Genomic DNA, 17,017 nt, shown 5'->3' with positions numbered 1-17,017 from the left:
GCCCCGGCGGACTCCGCCGGGGCGCTTGATCAAGCCACCACCGACCAGGCGATCGCCGACAGGGTCACCAGTCCTACCAGCACCACGAACAGGTTCGACACCTTGCCCGAGTATTTGCGCAGCGACGGTACCTTGTTGATCGCGTACATCGGCATCAGGAACAGCAGGCAGGCGATCACCGGGCCGCCCAGGGACTCGATCATGCCGAGGATGCTCGGGTTCAGGGTGGCGACGATCCAGCAGGCCAGCACCATGAACAGCGCGGTCAGTTGCTCCAGGCGCTTGCGCGACAGCGCGCGGCGACCACGGGTGCCTTTGACGATCAGGCCCTGGAAGCCCTCGCTGGCGCCAATGTAATGACCGAGGAACGATTTGGTGATGGCCACCAGCGCAATCAGCGGCGCGACGAAGGCGATGACCGGCGTCTGGAAGTGGTTGGCCAGGTACGACAGGATCGAGATGTTCTGCGCCTTGGCCGCCGCCAGGTCGGCCGGCGACAGCGCCAGCACGCAACTGAAGCAGAAGAACATCACCGTCAGCACCATCATCAGGTGCGAGACCGCCAGGATCTTGCCGCTCTTCTCGTCGGCACGCTCGCCGTAGTGGTGCTTCTGGCTGACCGCGAAGGCCGAGATGATCGGCGAATGGTTGAACGAGAACACCATCACCGGAATCGCCAGCCACAGGGTCTTGAACAGCAGTCCCGGCGCCATGCCCTCGGCGGCCTGGGCGAAGAACGCGCCGTTCCAGTTGGGAATCAGGCTCAGCGCCAGCAACAGCAGCGCCGCCACGAACGGATAGACCAGCAGGCTCATGACCTTGACGATGATGCCCTGGCCGCAGCGCACCACGATCATCAGGCCGCAGATCAGCAGCAGCGACAGCACCGCCCGCGGCGGCGGCGCGATGTGCAACTGGTGTTCGAGGAAGTTGCCCAGGGTATTGGTCAGCGCCACGCTGTACACCAACAGGATCGGGAAGATGGCGAGGAAGTACAGCAGGGTGATCATGGTCCCTGCGCCGGTTCCGAAGTGCTCTTCCACCACTTCGGTGATGTCCTCGGTGCCGCCCTTGCGTCCGGACAGGACGAAGCGGGTCAGGCCGCGGTGGGCGAAGAAAGTCATGGGGAATGCCAGCAGCGCCAGGACCAGCAACGGCCAGAAGCCGCCCACGCCGGCATTGATCGGCAGGAACAGGGTGCCGGCACCGATGGCGGTGCCGTACAGGCCGAGGGTCCAGGTGGTGTCGTAGCGGCTCCAGCCTGTTTCGCGCGCGGCAGTGCCCGCCGCGACACCGAGGTTCGTGGTGCTGTTTACATCAGTCATCGATTACGCCTTGTAGTTGTTTTTGTTGCCTATGAATAACCAGGGTGGCGCGGGAAGGCGTGCGTGGCCGCCGCCCCCGCGCCGTGATCCGCAAGGGATCAGCATTCGACGAAGGCGACGGCCAGGCCGCCGCGGGAGGTCTCCTTGTAGTTTTCGTGCATGTCGGCACCGGTGTCGCGCATGGTGCGGATCACCCGGTCGAGGGAAATGAAGTGCTCGCCGTCGCCGCGCAGGGCCATCTGCACGGCGTTGATCGCCTTGACCGCGGCAATCGCGTTGCGCTCGATGCACGGCACCTGAACCAGCCCGCCCACCGGGTCGCAGGTCAGCCCGAGGTTGTGTTCCAGGGCGATTTCGGCGGCGTTTTCCAGCTGCGGCGGCGTGGCACCAAGCACATCGGCGAGCCCGGCGGCGGCCATGGCACAGGCCGAGCCCACTTCGCCCTGGCAACCGACCTCCGCGCCGGAGATGGAGGCGTTCTTCTTGCACAGAATGCCCACCGAGGCGGCCGCCAGGAGGAAATCGACGACGTCCTCGTCGCGGGCCTCGGGGTTGAATTTCATGTAGTAATGCAGCACCGCCGGGATGATCCCCGCCGCGCCATTGGTCGGTGCGGTGACCATGCGCCCGCCGGCGGCGTTTTCCTCGTTTACGGCCAGGGCGAACAGGTTGACCCATTCCATGGCGCTGAGGGTCGAGCCGATCACATTGGGCTTGCCCAGTTCCTGCAGGCTGCGGTGCAGCTTCGCCGCCCGCCGCTTGACCTTGAGCCCGCCAGGCAGGATGCCTTCGTTGTTCAGGCCGTTGGTGACGCACTCGCGCATCACCGCCCAGAGTTGCAACAGGCCGGCGCGGACGTCGGCCTCCTCGCGCCAGGCCAGTTCGTTGGCCATCATCAGCTGGCTGACCCGCAGGCCGTGGCGCTTGCACAGCGCCAGCAGTTCCTCGGCACTGGAGAATTCGTAAAGCAACTGCACCGTTTCGCCGGTCTCAGCGGCACCGGACAGTTGTCCGGCCTCGACGATAAAGCCGCCGCCCACCGAGTAGTAGGTCTGCTGCAGCAGCAGACCGCTGTCGCCCGAGGCTTCCAGGGTCATGGCGTTGGGGTGGTACGGCAGGCTCTCGTCGAGCAGCAGCAGGTCGCGCTGGCAATCGAAACCGATGGCCCGGCTGCCGCCCAGCACCAGCACGCCGGAGGCGTGCAACTGCTCGATGCGCGGCGCGATGCACTGCGGATCGATGCGGTCCGGCCATTCGCCCATCAGTCCCAGCAGGCAAGCGCGGTCGGTGGCATGGCCGACGCCGGTGGCCGACAGCGAGCCATACAGCCGGACTTTCACGCGGCCCACCTGATCCAGCAGCCCCTGCTCACGCAGCGCCTCGACAAAGGTCGCGGCAGCGCGCATCGGCCCTACCGTATGGGAACTGGAGGGGCCGATGCCGATTTTGAACAGATCGAAAACACTGATAGCCATGCTAATGCCTGTGTGCCCGAACGACGACGACCCTTTCGGTGCACGGTGAAAAAATTGAGTGGTGTCGCGAAGTTGGGCGATACTGCCGCCAGAATTTTCCTACGACCAACGAAAGTTTCTAAGCAAGGCTTTAGCAGGACTAAACGATGAGGCGTCCAATGAACGGCCAGATGTACGTCTGGCTGCATGTGTTTTCCTGCGCGGCGCGGCACCTGTCGTTTACCCGCTGCGCCGAAGAGCTGCACATCACCCCCGGTGCGGTGAGCCAGCAGATCCGCCAACTGGAAGAGCGCCTGGGCTTTCGCCTGTTCCTGCGTCGCGCCCGTGGCGTGGAGCTGAGTGCCGAGGGGCAGCGCCTGGCCATGACCGTGCACGAGGCCTACGGCAGCATCGATGCCGAACTGCGCCGGCTGGACGCTGGCGAGATTCGCGGCACCCTGCGCCTGCGCTCGATTCCCTCGTTCCTCGCCAAATGGCTGACGCCGCGCTTGCCGCGCCTGCAACAGCGCTTTCCGGATATCCAGCTGCGCCTGGTGGCCGAGGACAGCAACCAGGCCTTGCACGAAGGGGACTTCGACCTGGCCATCGACCTCAACGACGGCAGCTATCCGGGCATGTACTCCACGCCGTTGCTGGACGAAGAGATCTTCCCGGTCTGCTCCCCTGCCCTGCTCCGCGGTCGTCCGCCGCTGCACGGGCCCAACGATCTGGTGCACTACCCGTTGCTGCACGACATCACCGCCTGGCGCGGCAGCTCGGAATACGCGGAGTGGGAGTTCTACCTGCAGGCCATCGGTGCCGAGGGGCTGGATGTGCGCCGCGGGCACACCTTCAACCGCAACCACCTGACCATCGAAGCGGCCATTGCCGGGATCGGCGTGGCCATTGCCCGTCGTACCCTGCTCAATGATGAGCTGGAGCGCGGAACACTGATCGTGCCCTTTGGCGCGCCTGTGCCGAACCACAAGCGTTATGTGCTGCTGTACAGCGCCGGCACCCTGGCGCGCCCGAGCGCGCGGGCGGTGCATGACTGGCTGGTGGAGGAAGCGGAGGTGTTCAGGGCGCTGTATGACAGCTCGGCCTGAGTCTGACTGCCCGCGATGAGGCCTTGGGCTACAGCAAACCCATTCAATCGCTGCGCCCCACCACCTGCCCCTCGGACGGCAACACCACCTGCCCCAGGTCGATGTGCTTGAACACCGGGCTTGCCCCCAGCCGCGCATTGAAGCGGGTGTTGAAGCTGAACGGGTCTTCGGTCGGCACATTCAGCGGCTTGCCATAGCGAGCTTGCGCCGCCGTGCTGTCATACCCCATCAACTGCAACAGGGTCGGGAACAGGTTGTAGTGGCTGGAGCGGTTCTTGTTGTCCGCCAGGTGCGCCTGCCAGTCGAGGGTCTTGAGCCCTTCGCCCTGGATCACCAGCAACGGTACCAGCCCTTCCTCGGCCACCGGATCGCTGTCGCAGTGGGTGTTCAACCCCGGATTGCCCCGCTCGTGCAGGTCCTGGCCGTGGTCGGAGGTGTAGATCACCACCGCCTGGCTCAGGTCGGCCTTGAACAGGCGGTTGAAGAACTCGCCGACGTTCCACGACAAGGTGTTGCGGTAGGCGTTGCGGTACAGCACCCAATCCTGCGGACGCCCGGCAAAGCCGTCGCGCTGGCCGGTGTCGGTGACATCGGTGTACCGCCCGCGAGGCAAGGCCGGCCGGTAGCGCATGAAGTCATCCGGGTATTTGTCATGCACCGGAAAATGCGCCCCCACCTTGTTGACCAAGATCAGTTGCGACTCGCCGTCGGCCAGCAGCGTGGTGAGGGTGGCCGCCACCGCCATGTCACGCTGCAGTACCGGGGTGTCGTCGAACTGGATGAAGCGGTCGATATCGCGCTTTTCGGTGTCGGTCATCAGGTTCTGCAGGTGGCCGCCGTTGCGCTGGGCATCGACGTACACCGTGGCCAGGCCCGCCTGGTGGGCGTACTGCCAGATAGACGGCTGGGTCGAGTTGATCCGCAGGTAGTCGTCGCGGGTGCCGCCATAGCGCAGGGTCACGTTGGTGTCAGCGCTGCAGTTGGCAATGGACGCGGCGTAACCGTAGTTGAAGATGCGCACGCCGGGCTGGGCCTGGGTCAGCGGCGTCTGCACTCCCAGCGGGGTGTTGGTGTCGAGGTAATTGCCAGCAATGCTCTCGTCGATGATCAGTACGATATCCCGGGCCATCGCCGGCCCGCTTTTCCCCAGGTTCACCGGCTCGCGAGCACCGACATGGTCGTGCAGGCTCTCGTAGGCCATGAGGTTGAGGTAGGCCAGCGGCGTGAACATCACCGGCAGGCCACGGGCGCCTTCGCCGGCCCGCACGAACAAAATCGACGTCAACAGCACCAGGCCCAGCAACGGCGCCGCCCAGGGCAATCCCCGTGGCAGGCGCGGCGCAACGCCGGGGCGCAGGCCGACACCGAACAGTAGCAACAGCCCGCGCACCAGCGCCTGCATGATCGACGCGTGGTATTGCGCCACCGCCTCCTGCACGAAACCGCCGGAATACACCATCGAGATAAACGCGCTGTAGGTCAGGTAGCTGCTGGTGATACGCGTGTAGGCGTCGAAGAACACGCCGCTGGCGAACAACAGCAGCGCCAGCGCCCAGCGCAGCCAGCCCTGGCGAATCATCGCCGCCAGCAGCAACGCGCCCGCCAGTACCAGGAATACCCCGCCATAGAGCAGCAATGCGGGGCTGCCGGCAAGGGCCTGCAAGCGTTCGACAATGGCAGCGTGAAAGCACGCCAGATAGCCCAGTAGCAGAACGGCCTTGAGGGATGCACGCATGGCTTTTTCCATCCGCGATGGCAGCAGTTTTCCGAACGGTAGCCAGCTTGCGAAGTTCTTTCCATCTATGGCTCGCCAATTTTATGGCAGGTTTTTGGCGCCTGTTTCTGAGTCCTACTACTAAAGAAATGCATCCATTTAACTATTGAGAAAAGCTCTACAACCCTTGTTGCACAAGGAGTTACGACCGTTCATCGCGAAAGCGTCCGGCGTTTTGACGCCGCCCTTTTCGCTAAGGCACGGATTGGAAAAGAGTTGATGGCAAAACGACTTGTTTATCAGGCGTTGTAAGTGAAGCGAAACATGCCATTGGTTTGACACTTTTCCCGCAGCCTGCGCTATACCGAAAACACATCACTGTTACACCCCCATTACGCCATGCGAGGCATCCCGGAATGGACGTGAGTGTGTTCGGAACAGGTTACGTAGGACTGGTACAAGCGGCCGCACTGGCCGATGTCGGACACCGTGTGCTCTGTGTGGATGTCGACAGCCACAAGATCAGCCAGCTGCGCCAGGGCGTTCCGCCAATCCATGAGCCGGGCCTGTCGGCCATGCTCGAGGACAACATCCGCGACGGTCGCCTGCTGTTCAGCACCCAGGCCAGCGACGCCGTGACCCACGCCGAACTTGTGTTCATCGCCGTCGGCACCCCGCCCGACGAAGACGGCTCGGCCGACCTCTCCCATGTCCTCGGCGTGACCCGGCAGATCGCCGGCCTGATGGACACCGACCACACCCTGATCATCAAGTCCACGGTACCGGTGGGCACCGCCGACAAGGTGGCGCAACTGGCCCGCGAAGAACTCGACCGCCTCGGCAAGCTGACCCTCAAGGTGCGGGTTGTGTCCAACCCCGAATTTCTCAAGGAAGGCAGTGCCCTGGCCGACTGCATGCGCCCCGACCGGATCATCGTCGGCACCTGCGACGCCGAGGCCCAGGACCAGCTCACCGAGCTCTACGCGCCCTTCTGCCGCAACCATGAAAAGCTCATGTTCATGGACAACCGCAGCGCCGAGCTGACCAAGTATGCGGCCAACGCCATGCTCGCCACCCGCATCAGCTTCATGAACGAACTGGCCAACCTCACCGAGCGCCTGGGCGCCGATATCGAGGCGGTGCGCAAGGGCATCGGTTCCGACCCGCGCATCGGCTACCACTTCATCTACCCCGGCTGTGGCTTCGGCGGCTCCTGCTTCCCCAAGGACCTGCGCGCCCTGCTGCACACCGCCGAGCACAACGGCATGCCCTTGCGCCTGCTGCAGAGCGTCAGTGAGGTGAACGACGCCCAGCGGCAGATTCTCTTCGCCAAGCTGCGCCAGCACTTCCCCGGCAGCCTCGCCGGCAAGTCGGTAGCGCTCTGGGGCCTGGCCTTCAAGCCCAACACCGACGACATGCGCGAGGCCCCCAGCCGCTACCTGATGGAAGCGTTGTGGGCCGAAGGCGCCACCGTGCATGCCTTCGACCCGGAAGCCATGGCCGAATGCCGGCGCATCTACGGCTACCGCAAGGACCTGCAGCTCTGCGCCACCCGCGACGACACCCTGGAAGACGCCGACGCCCTGGTGATCTGCACCGAGTGGAAGAACTTTCGCGTGGTCGACTTCGCCCTGCTGGCCAGGAAGCTGCGCCAGCGCCTGATCATCGACGGGCGCAACCTCTACAACCCCGACCAGGTCGCCACCTTCGGCCTGGACTACTGCGGCATCGGCCTGCGTCACGTCGATCCCGAGGTGCTGGCGCCATGAACATCCTGGTCACCGGCGCGGCCGGTTTCATCGGCGCCCACTGCGTGGCGCGGCTGTTGCGCGATGGGCACCGGGTCAGCGGCCTGGACAACTTCAACGGCTACTACGACCCGACCCTCAAGCACAGCCGGATCGGCTGGGTGCGCCACGAGGCCGGCAGTTTCCCGCTGCACCGCGTCGACCTGGCCGATGGCCCGGCACTGGATCGCCTGTTCGCCCGCGAGCAGCCCGAGGTGGTGCTGCACCTGGCGGCGCAAGCCGGGGTGCGCTACTCGCTGGAAAATCCCCGGGCCTACCTGGACAGCAACCTCACCGGCTTTCTCAACCTCCTTGAAAGCTGCCGCCGGCACCCGGTACGCCACCTGCTGTATGCCTCGTCCAGCTCGGTCTATGGCGCCAACCAGCGGACCCCGTATTCGGTACGCGACGCCGTGGACCATCCGCTGTCACTGTACGCCGCGACCAAGAAAGCCAACGAAGCCATGGCCCACAGCTACAGCCACCTGTTCGGCATTGCCGCCACCGGCCTGCGCTTTTTCACCGTTTACGGCCCCTGGGGCCGCCCGGACATGTCGCCGATGCAGTTCGCCAGCGCCATCGTCGAGGGCCGTCCGCTGCGCCTGTTCAATCACGGCCGGCACCAACGCGACTTCACCTTCGTCGACGACATCGTCGAGAGCCTGGTGCGCCTGATTCCCCTGGCGCCTCGGGCCAATCCCGACTGGGACGCGCTGAACCCCGACCCGGCCAGCAGCCACGCGCCCTGGCGCCTGTACAACATCGGCGGGCAGCGCCCGGTGGCGCTGCTGGACTACGTCGCCCTGCTGGAAAAGCACCTGGGCCGTCGTGCCGAGGTGGAGTTGCTGCCGTTGCAGCCGGGCGATGTGCTCGACACCTGCGCCGAAGCCGGCGACCTCGCCGACGCCACGGGCTTCACCCCGCGCATTTCCCTGGATGAAGGCCTGGGGCGCTTCGCCACCTGGTTTCTCGATCACTACCTGCCGCTGCACGGGACGCCGGCGCAGGTTCACCGGGCCACGCCCGACGAGCAACGGAGGTCGGTATGACCGGACAACCGAAAAGCGCGCAGATCCAGGCCCTGAGCCAGGACAAGCGCATGGACCCGAAACACCGCATGCGTATCGATTCGGCAGTGCACAAGCAAGGCCGAGGCTGGTTCACCGGCCGCCTCGGCGGGCGGCCCTGGACCCTGTCGCGGACCAACCGCTGGGTCGCCGCTGGCGGCGCCGTGACGCTGATCGCGCTGCTTTCGCCGCTGCTGCTGGGCCTGGCGGTGGCCGTCAAGGCGAGCGGCCCGGGGCCGGTGTTCTTCGTGCAGAAACGCACCGGCTACCGGGGCCGCAGCTTTGGCATGTTCAAGTTCCGCACCATGGTCGCCAACGCGGAGGCGCTGAAAGAGTCGTTGCGCCACCTCAACAAGCACGGCGCCCAGTCCATCGACTTCAAGATCGACGATGACCCGCGGGTAACCCGGATCGGCCGCTGGTTGCGGCGCAGCAGCCTGGACGAGCTACCCAACCTGTTCAACGTGGTGATGGGCGACATGCGCCTGGTCGGGCCCCGCCCCACCTCGTTCAACGCCTACCGCTACAAGGACAACCACCTGGCGCGGCTGAGCATCTACCCCGGCATGACCGGCCTGTGGCAGATCTCCGGGCGCAGCAACATCGATTTCGACCAGCGGGTCGAGCTGGACCTGAGCTACATCGCCGAACAGAGCCTGAGCCTGGATCTGAAGATCCTCCTCAAGACCCCCTTCAAAGTCTTCAGCGGCCACGGAGCAAGTTGAGATGGACGGTTCTACTTCAAGAAGCATGAGTATCGCGACTCCCAGCGAGTCCAACCTGACCTCCACCCTGCTCGACCAGGATCAGCGTGTCCTGTTGCTCACCGCCGCCAACAGCGGCAGTGGCACCAGTACCGCGGCCCTGGCGGTCGCCAGCCAGTTGGCGGCGATGAGCGGTGGCGCGGTGCTGCTGATCGACGGCAGCAACGCTTCCGGCAACCTCAGCCAGCAACTGGGCCTGAACAAGCTGCGCGGCTTGCGCGACCTGCTGTTCGACGACCAGACCCCGCCGCTGGCCCAGGACTGCATCGTGCGCCTGTCCGACCAGCGCTTCGACGTGCTGCCGTGCGGCCTGCACGAGCGCACCGGCGAACGCCTCGATCCCGAGTTGCTGCGCGGGCTGCTGCATCGGCTAGCCAGCGAGTACCGCTTCGTGGTGATCGACGGCGATGCCATCTATGCCGGCGCCGACAGCCTGGTGATGAGCCCGCTGGTGGATGGCGTGATCCTGGTGATCAACGCCGACGACACCCGCCGCGAAGTCGCCCAGGCCGCCAGCCAGCGCCTGTCCCTGGCCGGTGCCCGGCTGGTGGGCAGCGTGTTCAACCGGCGTCGGTATTACATGCCGACCTGGCTGTACAACCACCTTTGAGCCGATCGTGCGAGGGAAACAACCATGAGAACGCCCTTGATCGCCCTGTTCGCGCTGTTGCCGCTGGCGGCCTGCACCTCCACGCAGGAAGCCCGGACCATGCCGGTACAGATCCTCACCGCCGCGCCGGCCAATGCCCAGGACACCGAACTGTCCAGCCAGGAACAGGTGCTGCGCCCGCAAGACGTGCTGGATGTGATCTTCCATATCAGCACCAGTGGCTCCGACGCCTACCGTATCCAGTCCGGTGACACCATCGGCCTGAACTTCCTGTCCGCCAGCTCGCTCAACGGCAATCAGTTGGTGCTGCCGGACGGTCGTATCGAACTGCCGGCGGCCAACACCTCGGTGAACGTCGCCGGCATGACCCCGGACCAGGCCCGCAGCGCGATCCAGCAGGCTTACCGCAACAAGAGCCTGTTCCAGCCCAACCGCGACCAGCTCACGGTGCAGGTGATCAGCCCGCTGACCAACGAGCAGAACCTGAAAAGCGCGCTGAACCACCCCGCCACCGGCATGAGCCGGGAAATCACCGTGGGCAGCGACGGCCACGCCAGCTTCCCCGAAGTGGGCTCGGTAGCCCTGCAGGGCATGACCGTCAGCCAGCTGGAAACCTACCTGAACAAGCGCTACGCCGACCTGCCGGGGCGCATGACCGTGGACGTGATGCTCAAGTCCACCGCGGTCAACGAGATCTACGTGCTCGGCGAAGTTGGCCAGCCCGGCGCCTACCCGATCCGCCGGCCAGTGTCGGTGCTCGAAGCCCTGACCCTGGCCCGCGGCCCGAGCATCAAGGCGCGGCTGGACTCGGTGGTGATCATGCGGCGCAAAGGCAACCAGGTGCAGGCCATGCCCTACAACATCGACCAGGCGCTGGACGCCAGCGCCGCGCAGGTGGCCTACCTGCAGCCGGACGACATGCTCTACGTGCCCAAGACCAAGCTCGCCAGTGCCGGCGAACTGGCCCGGCAACTGGCCGACGTGGTGCTGTTCCAGGGCGTGGGCTTCAGCTTCGGCTACCGCGTCGACAACAAAGGCAGCAGCAACTGAATCCGGGGGTATCGCGTGATGAATCAGCTCATGAATCCCAACGAAAACTACCTGCACGAGTTCTTCCGGATCTTCTTCGCCAACCGGCAGTGGATCAAGCGCATCTTCCTGGTGGTCGCGGTGATCGTGCTGGCGCTGCCGCTGGTACTGCGCCAGAGCTTCGACATCGGCGCCGAAGTCATCGTGCAATCGAAGAAACTGTCCCAGAGCGATACCAATACCGCGCTGGCCCAGGAAACCGACAAGTTCATCCCGCCATCCCTGGCGGACATGGAAACCGAGAGCAATATCCTGCGCTCGCCGACGCTGATCCGGCAGACCATCAGCCAGTTGCGCGATGAGGGCCGCTACCAGGTCGAGCCCGGCCTGATGGACCGCGTGCTGTTCATCCCGCTGCACCAGCATGTGGTCGACCCGCTGCGCTCGGCCATGGGCCTGAAGGTCGAGTCCGCCGGCGACAGCCAGCTCGATGCCCTCACCGAACAGGCGGTGAAAAGCCTCAAGGTCGAGACCCTGCCCGGCTCCAACGTCATTTCGGTGACCTACAGCTTCCCCGATGCGGCCCAGGGCACGGCATTCGTCGCCCGCCTGCTGGACAACTACCTGAAGAACCGCCAGGACCTGCAATCCAACGAACTGCCGCAGTCTTTCTATGAACAGAAGAAACTGCAGTACCAGGCTCGCCTGGACGACCTGGAAGGCAAGCGCCTGAGCCTGCTGGAAAGCGCCGGCTCGTCCGATCTGAAGGAGGAAATCACCTTCCGCCTCAATGCCATCAACACCGAGGAGCAGGCCCTCAACCAGTACCAGGACCGCCTGCTGCAAAGCCAGCGCTGGCTGGACTACCTGAAGAGCGCCCTGGTCGCCGCCGGCAGCGCGAAGATGAACGACTACAGCTTCCCGTTCACCTTCACCACCACCGTCGACAACATTGCCTTCGAGGATCGCGAGATCAAGCAACTGGGCGAGCAACTGACCACCCAGGTGTCGCGCTACGGCAATGACCTGGCGGTGTTCCAGCCCAACAGCGAACCAATGCAGTTGCAGAGGGAACAGATCAACCGCAGCCGCCAGCAGTTCCTCAAAGTGGTCAACAACCGCATTCAGGAACGGGAAAAAGACCTGGCGGTGGTGCAGGACGTGATCGCCCAGAAAACCCAGCGCATCGGTCAGTTCAAGGGGCGCATTCACCAACTGCAGGAAACCATGAGCAAGGCCCGTCAGCTCGACACCGAGATCGATGCCCTGCACAAGGCGTTCTTCACCTACACCCAGCGTTACGAGGAAAGCCGCAGCCAAGGCCAACTGGACAATATGTCCAACGCCCGGATTCTCAGCGCGCCGTACCAGCCGACCGAGGCGGCCTTCCCGCGGCCTGGCCTGATCGTGCCGTTCGGCCTGCTCACCGGGCTGCTGCTGGCGATCGCCCTGGTCTACGTGCGTGAGTTCTTCGATCACCGCTTCAAGCACCCGGCGCAAATCAGCCACGACCTGGGGCTGCCGGTGCTGTTGGTGATCAACGACGAGACCCCGGCGCGACCCAATCCCTACAAGGCCTGGACCCTGCCACGGCTGTGGCACTGGGTGCGCAATTGAACGCCCCGGCCCCGCGCCAGCCGATCATCCACCTGCTGAACAGTGGTGGGTTCTACGGCGCCGAGCGCATGCTGCTGGACCACTGCCTGGCCACCCCCGGCCAGCATCGGGTGCTGTTTCTCGAAGCACCGGACGAACTGGTGGCGCGCTTTCGCGCCGCCGGTGTGGACTGCCGGCGCTGTGCGGGGCTGGGCGATCTGTTCGCTGACCTGCGGGCGCAGCGCGGGCAGCAGTCGCTGCTCAACGCCCACAATTTTCGCGGCCTGCTGTTCGCCTGGCTGGCAGCCTGGTGCTGGAAGCTGCCGCTGATAGCTACCCAGCACGGATTCACCCCGCGCAGCCACAAGCAACGCCTGTATACCTGGCTGACCTTGCAGCTTTGCCGTACGCCGGTGGTCAACCAGGTGGTCTGCGTGGCCGAGAGCATTGCCCGGATCCTGCGTCAGGCGCAGGTTGCGGCGGAGAAGATCCGGGTGATCCCCAACGGTTTGCCCGATAGCGCCGGCCGGCCGTCACGGACGCCCAGGCACGGCGAGTGGCTGGCCGGCTACGTCGGGCGGCTGAGCCATGAAAAAGGCCCCGACCTGTTTCTCGACACCCTGATCCCGCTGTGCCGGCAGTACCCGCACCTGCACGGCGTGATGCTCGGCGACGGCCCTGAGCGTGCCGCGCTGCAGGCACGGATCAATGCCGCCGGGCTGGTGCAGCGCATCCGCCTGCCGGGTTTCCAGGACGACATGCGTCCGTGGATGAGCCGCCTGGATGCGCTGGTGATCAGCTCGCGCACCGAAGGCACGCCGATGATCCTGCTCGAAGCCATGCAGGACGGCGTGCCGGTGGTGGCCTTCGGCGTCGGCGGCATTCCCGACGTCATCGAACACGGCCAGAGCGGCTTGCTGGCCCGGCCGCTGGCGGCGGATGAACTGGCCGGACACCTGCGCGCGCTGATCGACGACCCGGCCCAGGCCGGCGAACTTGCCGCCCGCGCCCGTCGTACACAACGCGAACGCTATCACCTGCCTGTCCTGGCCCAGCGCTGGGCCAAGGTTTACCTGGGCGCTACAACGGAGGTCCGCGCATGATCCTGCCCCTTTCGCTGGTCGGCCTGTTCGGCCTGTTGGCCTTGATGCTGCTGGTCAGCCCCTGGCCGTACCTGGCGCCTGGCGCGGTCGCCGCCCTCGGTGGCCTGCTGGTGCTGTATCGCCGTCCGGCCTGGGGCCTGCTGGCGATCATCGCCCTGGTGCCTTTCGAAGGCCTGTTCAAGGACAGCGACCTGACCGCGGCCAAGCTGCTCGGCGCCGGCCTGCTGCTGGTGCTCGGCTTGCAGCTGGCCAGCGGCCAGATCCGCGGCGAGCGTCTGCGCAGCAACCTGTGGCCGTTGTTGCTGGCGTTCATGGCCTGGTACGGCATGAGTTTCTGGGCCAGCGAAAACACCCTGGTGTCGGCCGGCCACCTGCGCGAGATGGTCATCGCCCTGATGCTGTTCGTCATCACCCTGCTGGTGGGCCGCGAGCTGAACCTGCTGTGGCTGGGGCGGCTGGTCAGCGTCAGTGTCGCCATCACCTGCGCGATGGCGATGTTTTCCGGCAAGTACCAGGACCAGGGCCGGGCCTCCGGGCTGCTGGACGACCCCAACGTCTTCGCCCTGCTGATCGCCTTCGCCGTGCCGCTGGCGATCTGGCTCCTGCTCAACAGCCCCGGCGTGCTGCGGCGGTTGTTCTGGCTGGGCTGCACCGGCCTGCTGCTGGCCGGCATGACCAGGACCGAATCGCGCTCCGGGCTGGTGGTCCTGCTGATCAGCCTGGCCATCGGCCTGTATCACTACCGGGTGCACCTGGCCCGCCTGCGCCCGCGCCACCTTGGCGTGCTGATGCTGGCCATGGCCGTTGCACTGCCCGCCGCGGTGGCGGTAATGCCGGCCAGGTACATGGAACGCATCCAGTCCCTGGCGGTGCTCAAGTCCGGGGTCAACGCCCACGAGGACGATTCCCTGGGGCGTCGCGCCTCGTACATCGTGGTCGGTGGCAAGATGATCCGCGACAACCCGCTGCTCGGCTCCGGCCCCGGCACCTTCCCGCTGCACTACGCCACCACCGGCTATGCCAAGGCGTTCTCGGCCAATCGCAAGGTCACTGACCTCTACCGTCGTGCGCACAACACCTACCTGGAACTGTTCAGCGAAATCGGCATCCCCGGCGGCCTGCTGTTCGTCGGCATGATCGCGGTGGCCCTGCGCAATCTGTGGGCCGCCCGCGCCGCGTGGTTGCGCCAGCATGACGTGATGCGCACCGACCTGCTCACCCACCTGAGCATGAGCCTGCTGTCGCTGGGCCTGTTCCTGATGTTCCTCAGCGCACCGAACCACAAGTACCTGTGGATCCTGCTGGCGTTGTCCTGGGCGCTGCGTCGCCAGGCCGAAACCGCCGGCCGGCAGGCGTCGCAACCATGAACAGCGTGGGCATCGTCATCCCGATGTTCAACGAAGCCCGTCACATCGGCCGCACCCTCGTCGCCGCCCGGCACGCCGCTCGGGAGGCCGGCCTGAGCTGCGAACTGATCGTGGTCGACAATGGCTCCACCGACGATGGCCCGCGGATCGCCCACGCCCTCGGCGCCCGGGTGCTGAACTCGCCGGGACTGAGCATCGGCGCCCTGCGCAACCGGGGCGCGGCAGCCTGCGACTGCGCCTGGCTGGCCTTCCTCGATGCCGATATCGAAGTGCCGGAGCACTGGCTCAGCCGCCTGCTCGACCTGCATGGCCGAGGCTGCGGCGATGTGTTCGCACTCGACTGCGATACGCCGCACCAGGCGCCCTGGTTCGCCATCGCCTGGCAGCGCCGCACCCTGCGCGCCGGCGAACTGATGCACCACCAGCAGTGGTTGCCCAGCCCCAACCTGCTGATGCCACGGCAGTGGTTCGAGCGGGTCGGCGGCTTTGATGAACACCTGCGCAGCGGCGAAGACAAGGAGTTCACCCTGCGGCTTTCCGAGGCCGGCGCGCGCCTGATTGTGCTGCGCGATCCGGTGGTACTGCACTGGGGCTACGAAGGCAGTTGGAAGGAATGGCTGGGCAAGGAAATGTGGCGCCAGGGCAGCCACTTGCAATTGCTCCGGACCCACGGTGCCAGCCTGCGCCTGCTGCGGTTTCCGGCGTTGTCGGTAGGCGCCTGGGGGCTCGATGCCATGGCGCTGTCGGCCCTGCTCGACGGATTCCCGCACCTGGCCTTGCTGCTGGTGATGGTCGCCAGCCTGCCGGCGCTGCTGCTGAGCCTGCGGCAAAGCCTGAAACACCGCGACCTGCGGCTGTTGGTGCAGCTCTGGGGGCTGCACTTCATCCGCCTGCACCTGGCCGGCATGGCCTTCATCCTCAGTCTGTTCAACCTCACCGCAAGGAGGCCAGCCCGTGGCTGAATTCATCTTCTGGCTGTGCCTGCTGCTGCCTCTCTATGCCTGGGTCGGCTATCCGCTGCTGTTGACGCTGGTCGCACCCTTTTGCCCGCCCCTGCGCACGGCCGCGCCCGTGCCGTTGGCAGTGACCGTGGTGATCGCGGCACATAACGAACAGCGGCACATCGAGCAGAAACTGCGCAGTGTGCTGAACCAGGACTACGAGGCCGCCTCGCTGCGGATCATCCTCGCCAGCGACGGCTCCACCGACCGCACCGTGGCTTGCGCCCGCAGCGTGGTCGATCCGCGCATCCTGGTGCTGGACCTGCCGCGGATCGGCAAGGCGGCAGCGCTGAACCAGGCGGTCGCCCTGTGCCGCGGCGATGTCCTGGTGTTCACCGATGCCGACAACCAGTGGGCCGACGACACCCTGCGTCACTTGCTCGCGCCGCTGGCGATCCCCGGCGTGGGTGGCAGCGCCGGGAAGATGATCATCCCCCGCGCCGGCAAGGGCCTCAGCCTGGGCGACAGCCTGTACCGCCACTACGAGGCCTGGGTACGCCGGGTGGAAAACCGCACCGGTTGCATGGTGTCCGCGGACGGTGCGTTGCTGGCCCTGCGCCGGGAGCTGTTCCAGCCGATCCCGGCGCAGGTCAACGACGACTTCTATATCAGCACCTGCGCCCCGGCCGCCGGCCAGCGCATCGTCTACGTGCCCGAGGCCGTGGTGCTGGATTACGGCGTGGACGAGGCCGGCAAGCAGTTTCGCCGGCGCCAGCGGGTGACCGTCGGTGGCCTGCAGAGCCTGGCCGCCCGGCGTCAGTTGCTCGACCTGCGGCGCCACGGCCTGTACGCCATCGCCCTGATCAGCCACAAGCTGCTGCGCCGGCTGGCTCCGGTGCTGTTGCTGCCGCTGCTGCTGAGCAACCTGTGGCTGCTGGATGAGTCGCCGTTCTACCGCTGGACCTGCGCGATGCAACTGCTGGGCTACGTCATCGCGCTGGTCGGCCTGCTGGACGCCGGACACCGCCTGCCGCGGCCGTTCCGCCTGGCTGCCTATGTGCTGGTGACCCTGGCCGGCATGAGCGTGGGCCTGTGGCAGTTCCTGCGCGGGCACAGTTACCAGCAATGGAACCCCGACCAGAACCGCTGAGGGC

14 protein-coding genes are annotated in these 17,017 nt (G+C 65.7%); 11 read left to right on the top strand and 3 right to left on the bottom strand.

Features of this window, described 5'->3' with window-relative positions:
• Positions 1-29: 29 nt before the first annotated feature.
• Positions 30-1,325, bottom strand: coding sequence for a serine/threonine transporter (locus tag AC05QJ_RS17825; protein WP_476742616.1), 1,296 nt, complete (start codon positions 1,323-1,325; stop codon positions 30-32).
• Positions 1,326-1,423: 98 nt separating this feature from the next.
• Positions 1,424-2,800, bottom strand: coding sequence for an L-serine ammonia-lyase (locus AC05QJ_RS17820; RefSeq protein ID WP_476742615.1), 1,377 nt, complete (start codon positions 2,798-2,800; stop codon positions 1,424-1,426).
• A gap of 146 nt (positions 2,801-2,946) precedes the next feature.
• Between AC05QJ_RS17820 and AC05QJ_RS17815 the strand changes: the two genes are divergently transcribed.
• Positions 2,947-3,885 (top strand): LysR substrate-binding domain-containing protein, encoded by a 939-nt coding sequence (locus AC05QJ_RS17815; protein ID WP_476742614.1) that lies wholly within the window; start codon positions 2,947-2,949, stop codon positions 3,883-3,885.
• A 43-nt stretch (positions 3,886-3,928) separates the two neighbouring features.
• Here AC05QJ_RS17815 and AC05QJ_RS17810 read toward each other — a convergent pair whose 3' ends face one another.
• Complete coding sequence (locus AC05QJ_RS17810; RefSeq protein ID WP_476742613.1) at positions 3,929-5,620, bottom strand: sulfatase-like hydrolase/transferase; 1,692 nt, start codon at positions 5,618-5,620, stop codon at positions 3,929-3,931.
• Between the two features lie 395 nt (positions 5,621-6,015).
• On the opposite strand from AC05QJ_RS17810, the gene AC05QJ_RS17805 reads away from it, so the two are divergent.
• The 10 genes from AC05QJ_RS17805 to AC05QJ_RS17760 are packed head-to-tail and all read left to right on the top strand — an operon-like array spanning position 6,016 to position 17,013.
• Complete coding sequence (locus AC05QJ_RS17805) at positions 6,016-7,368, top strand: UDP-glucose dehydrogenase family protein (RefSeq protein WP_476742612.1); 1,353 nt, start codon at positions 6,016-6,018, stop codon at positions 7,366-7,368.
• A complete protein-coding gene (locus tag AC05QJ_RS17800) occupies positions 7,365-8,435 on the top strand; it encodes an NAD-dependent epimerase (RefSeq protein WP_476742611.1) in 1,071 nt (356 codons plus the stop codon). Before AC05QJ_RS17805 ends, AC05QJ_RS17800 begins: the two co-directional genes overlap by 4 nt.
• Positions 8,432-9,178, top strand: coding sequence for a sugar transferase (locus tag AC05QJ_RS17795; protein WP_476742610.1), 747 nt, complete (start codon positions 8,432-8,434; stop codon positions 9,176-9,178). The genes AC05QJ_RS17800 and AC05QJ_RS17795 overlap by 4 nt, the downstream gene beginning before the upstream one ends.
• Before the next feature lies 1 nt (position 9,179).
• Complete coding sequence (locus AC05QJ_RS17790; protein ID WP_476742609.1) at positions 9,180-9,827, top strand: CpsD/CapB family tyrosine-protein kinase; 648 nt, start codon at positions 9,180-9,182, stop codon at positions 9,825-9,827.
• A 24-nt stretch (positions 9,828-9,851) separates the two neighbouring features.
• Positions 9,852-10,877, top strand: coding sequence for a polysaccharide biosynthesis/export family protein (locus AC05QJ_RS17785; RefSeq protein ID WP_476742608.1), 1,026 nt, complete (start codon positions 9,852-9,854; stop codon positions 10,875-10,877).
• 30 nt (positions 10,878-10,907) lie between these two features.
• On the top strand, positions 10,908-12,473 hold the full coding sequence (locus tag AC05QJ_RS17780) for a GumC family protein (RefSeq protein ID WP_476742607.1): 1,566 nt from the start codon (positions 10,908-10,910) through the stop codon (positions 12,471-12,473).
• Positions 12,458-13,555, top strand: coding sequence for a glycosyltransferase family 4 protein (locus AC05QJ_RS17775; RefSeq protein ID WP_476747958.1), 1,098 nt, complete (start codon positions 12,458-12,460; stop codon positions 13,553-13,555). The genes AC05QJ_RS17780 and AC05QJ_RS17775 overlap by 16 nt, the downstream gene beginning before the upstream one ends.
• Entirely contained in the window at positions 13,552-14,922 is a 1,371-nt protein-coding gene (locus AC05QJ_RS17770; RefSeq protein ID WP_476742606.1) for an O-antigen ligase family protein, read from the top strand. Before AC05QJ_RS17775 ends, AC05QJ_RS17770 begins: the two co-directional genes overlap by 4 nt.
• Positions 14,919-15,884 carry a glycosyltransferase family 2 protein gene (locus AC05QJ_RS17765; RefSeq protein ID WP_476742605.1) on the top strand — a complete coding sequence of 322 codons (966 nt, stop codon included), beginning with the start codon at positions 14,919-14,921 and terminating at the stop codon, positions 15,882-15,884. Before AC05QJ_RS17770 ends, AC05QJ_RS17765 begins: the two co-directional genes overlap by 4 nt.
• Positions 15,877-17,013, top strand: a complete 1,137-nt coding sequence (locus tag AC05QJ_RS17760) for a glycosyltransferase family 2 protein (protein ID WP_476742604.1) — start codon at positions 15,877-15,879, stop codon at positions 17,011-17,013. The genes AC05QJ_RS17765 and AC05QJ_RS17760 overlap by 8 nt, the downstream gene beginning before the upstream one ends.
• Positions 17,014-17,017 lie beyond the last annotated feature (4 nt).

The sequence above is a fragment of the Pseudomonas sp. TUM25319 genome (genome assembly GCF_056388475.1).
Note: the sequence above shows the minus strand (reverse complement) of the source record. Positions and strands in the feature narration are given on the sequence as shown.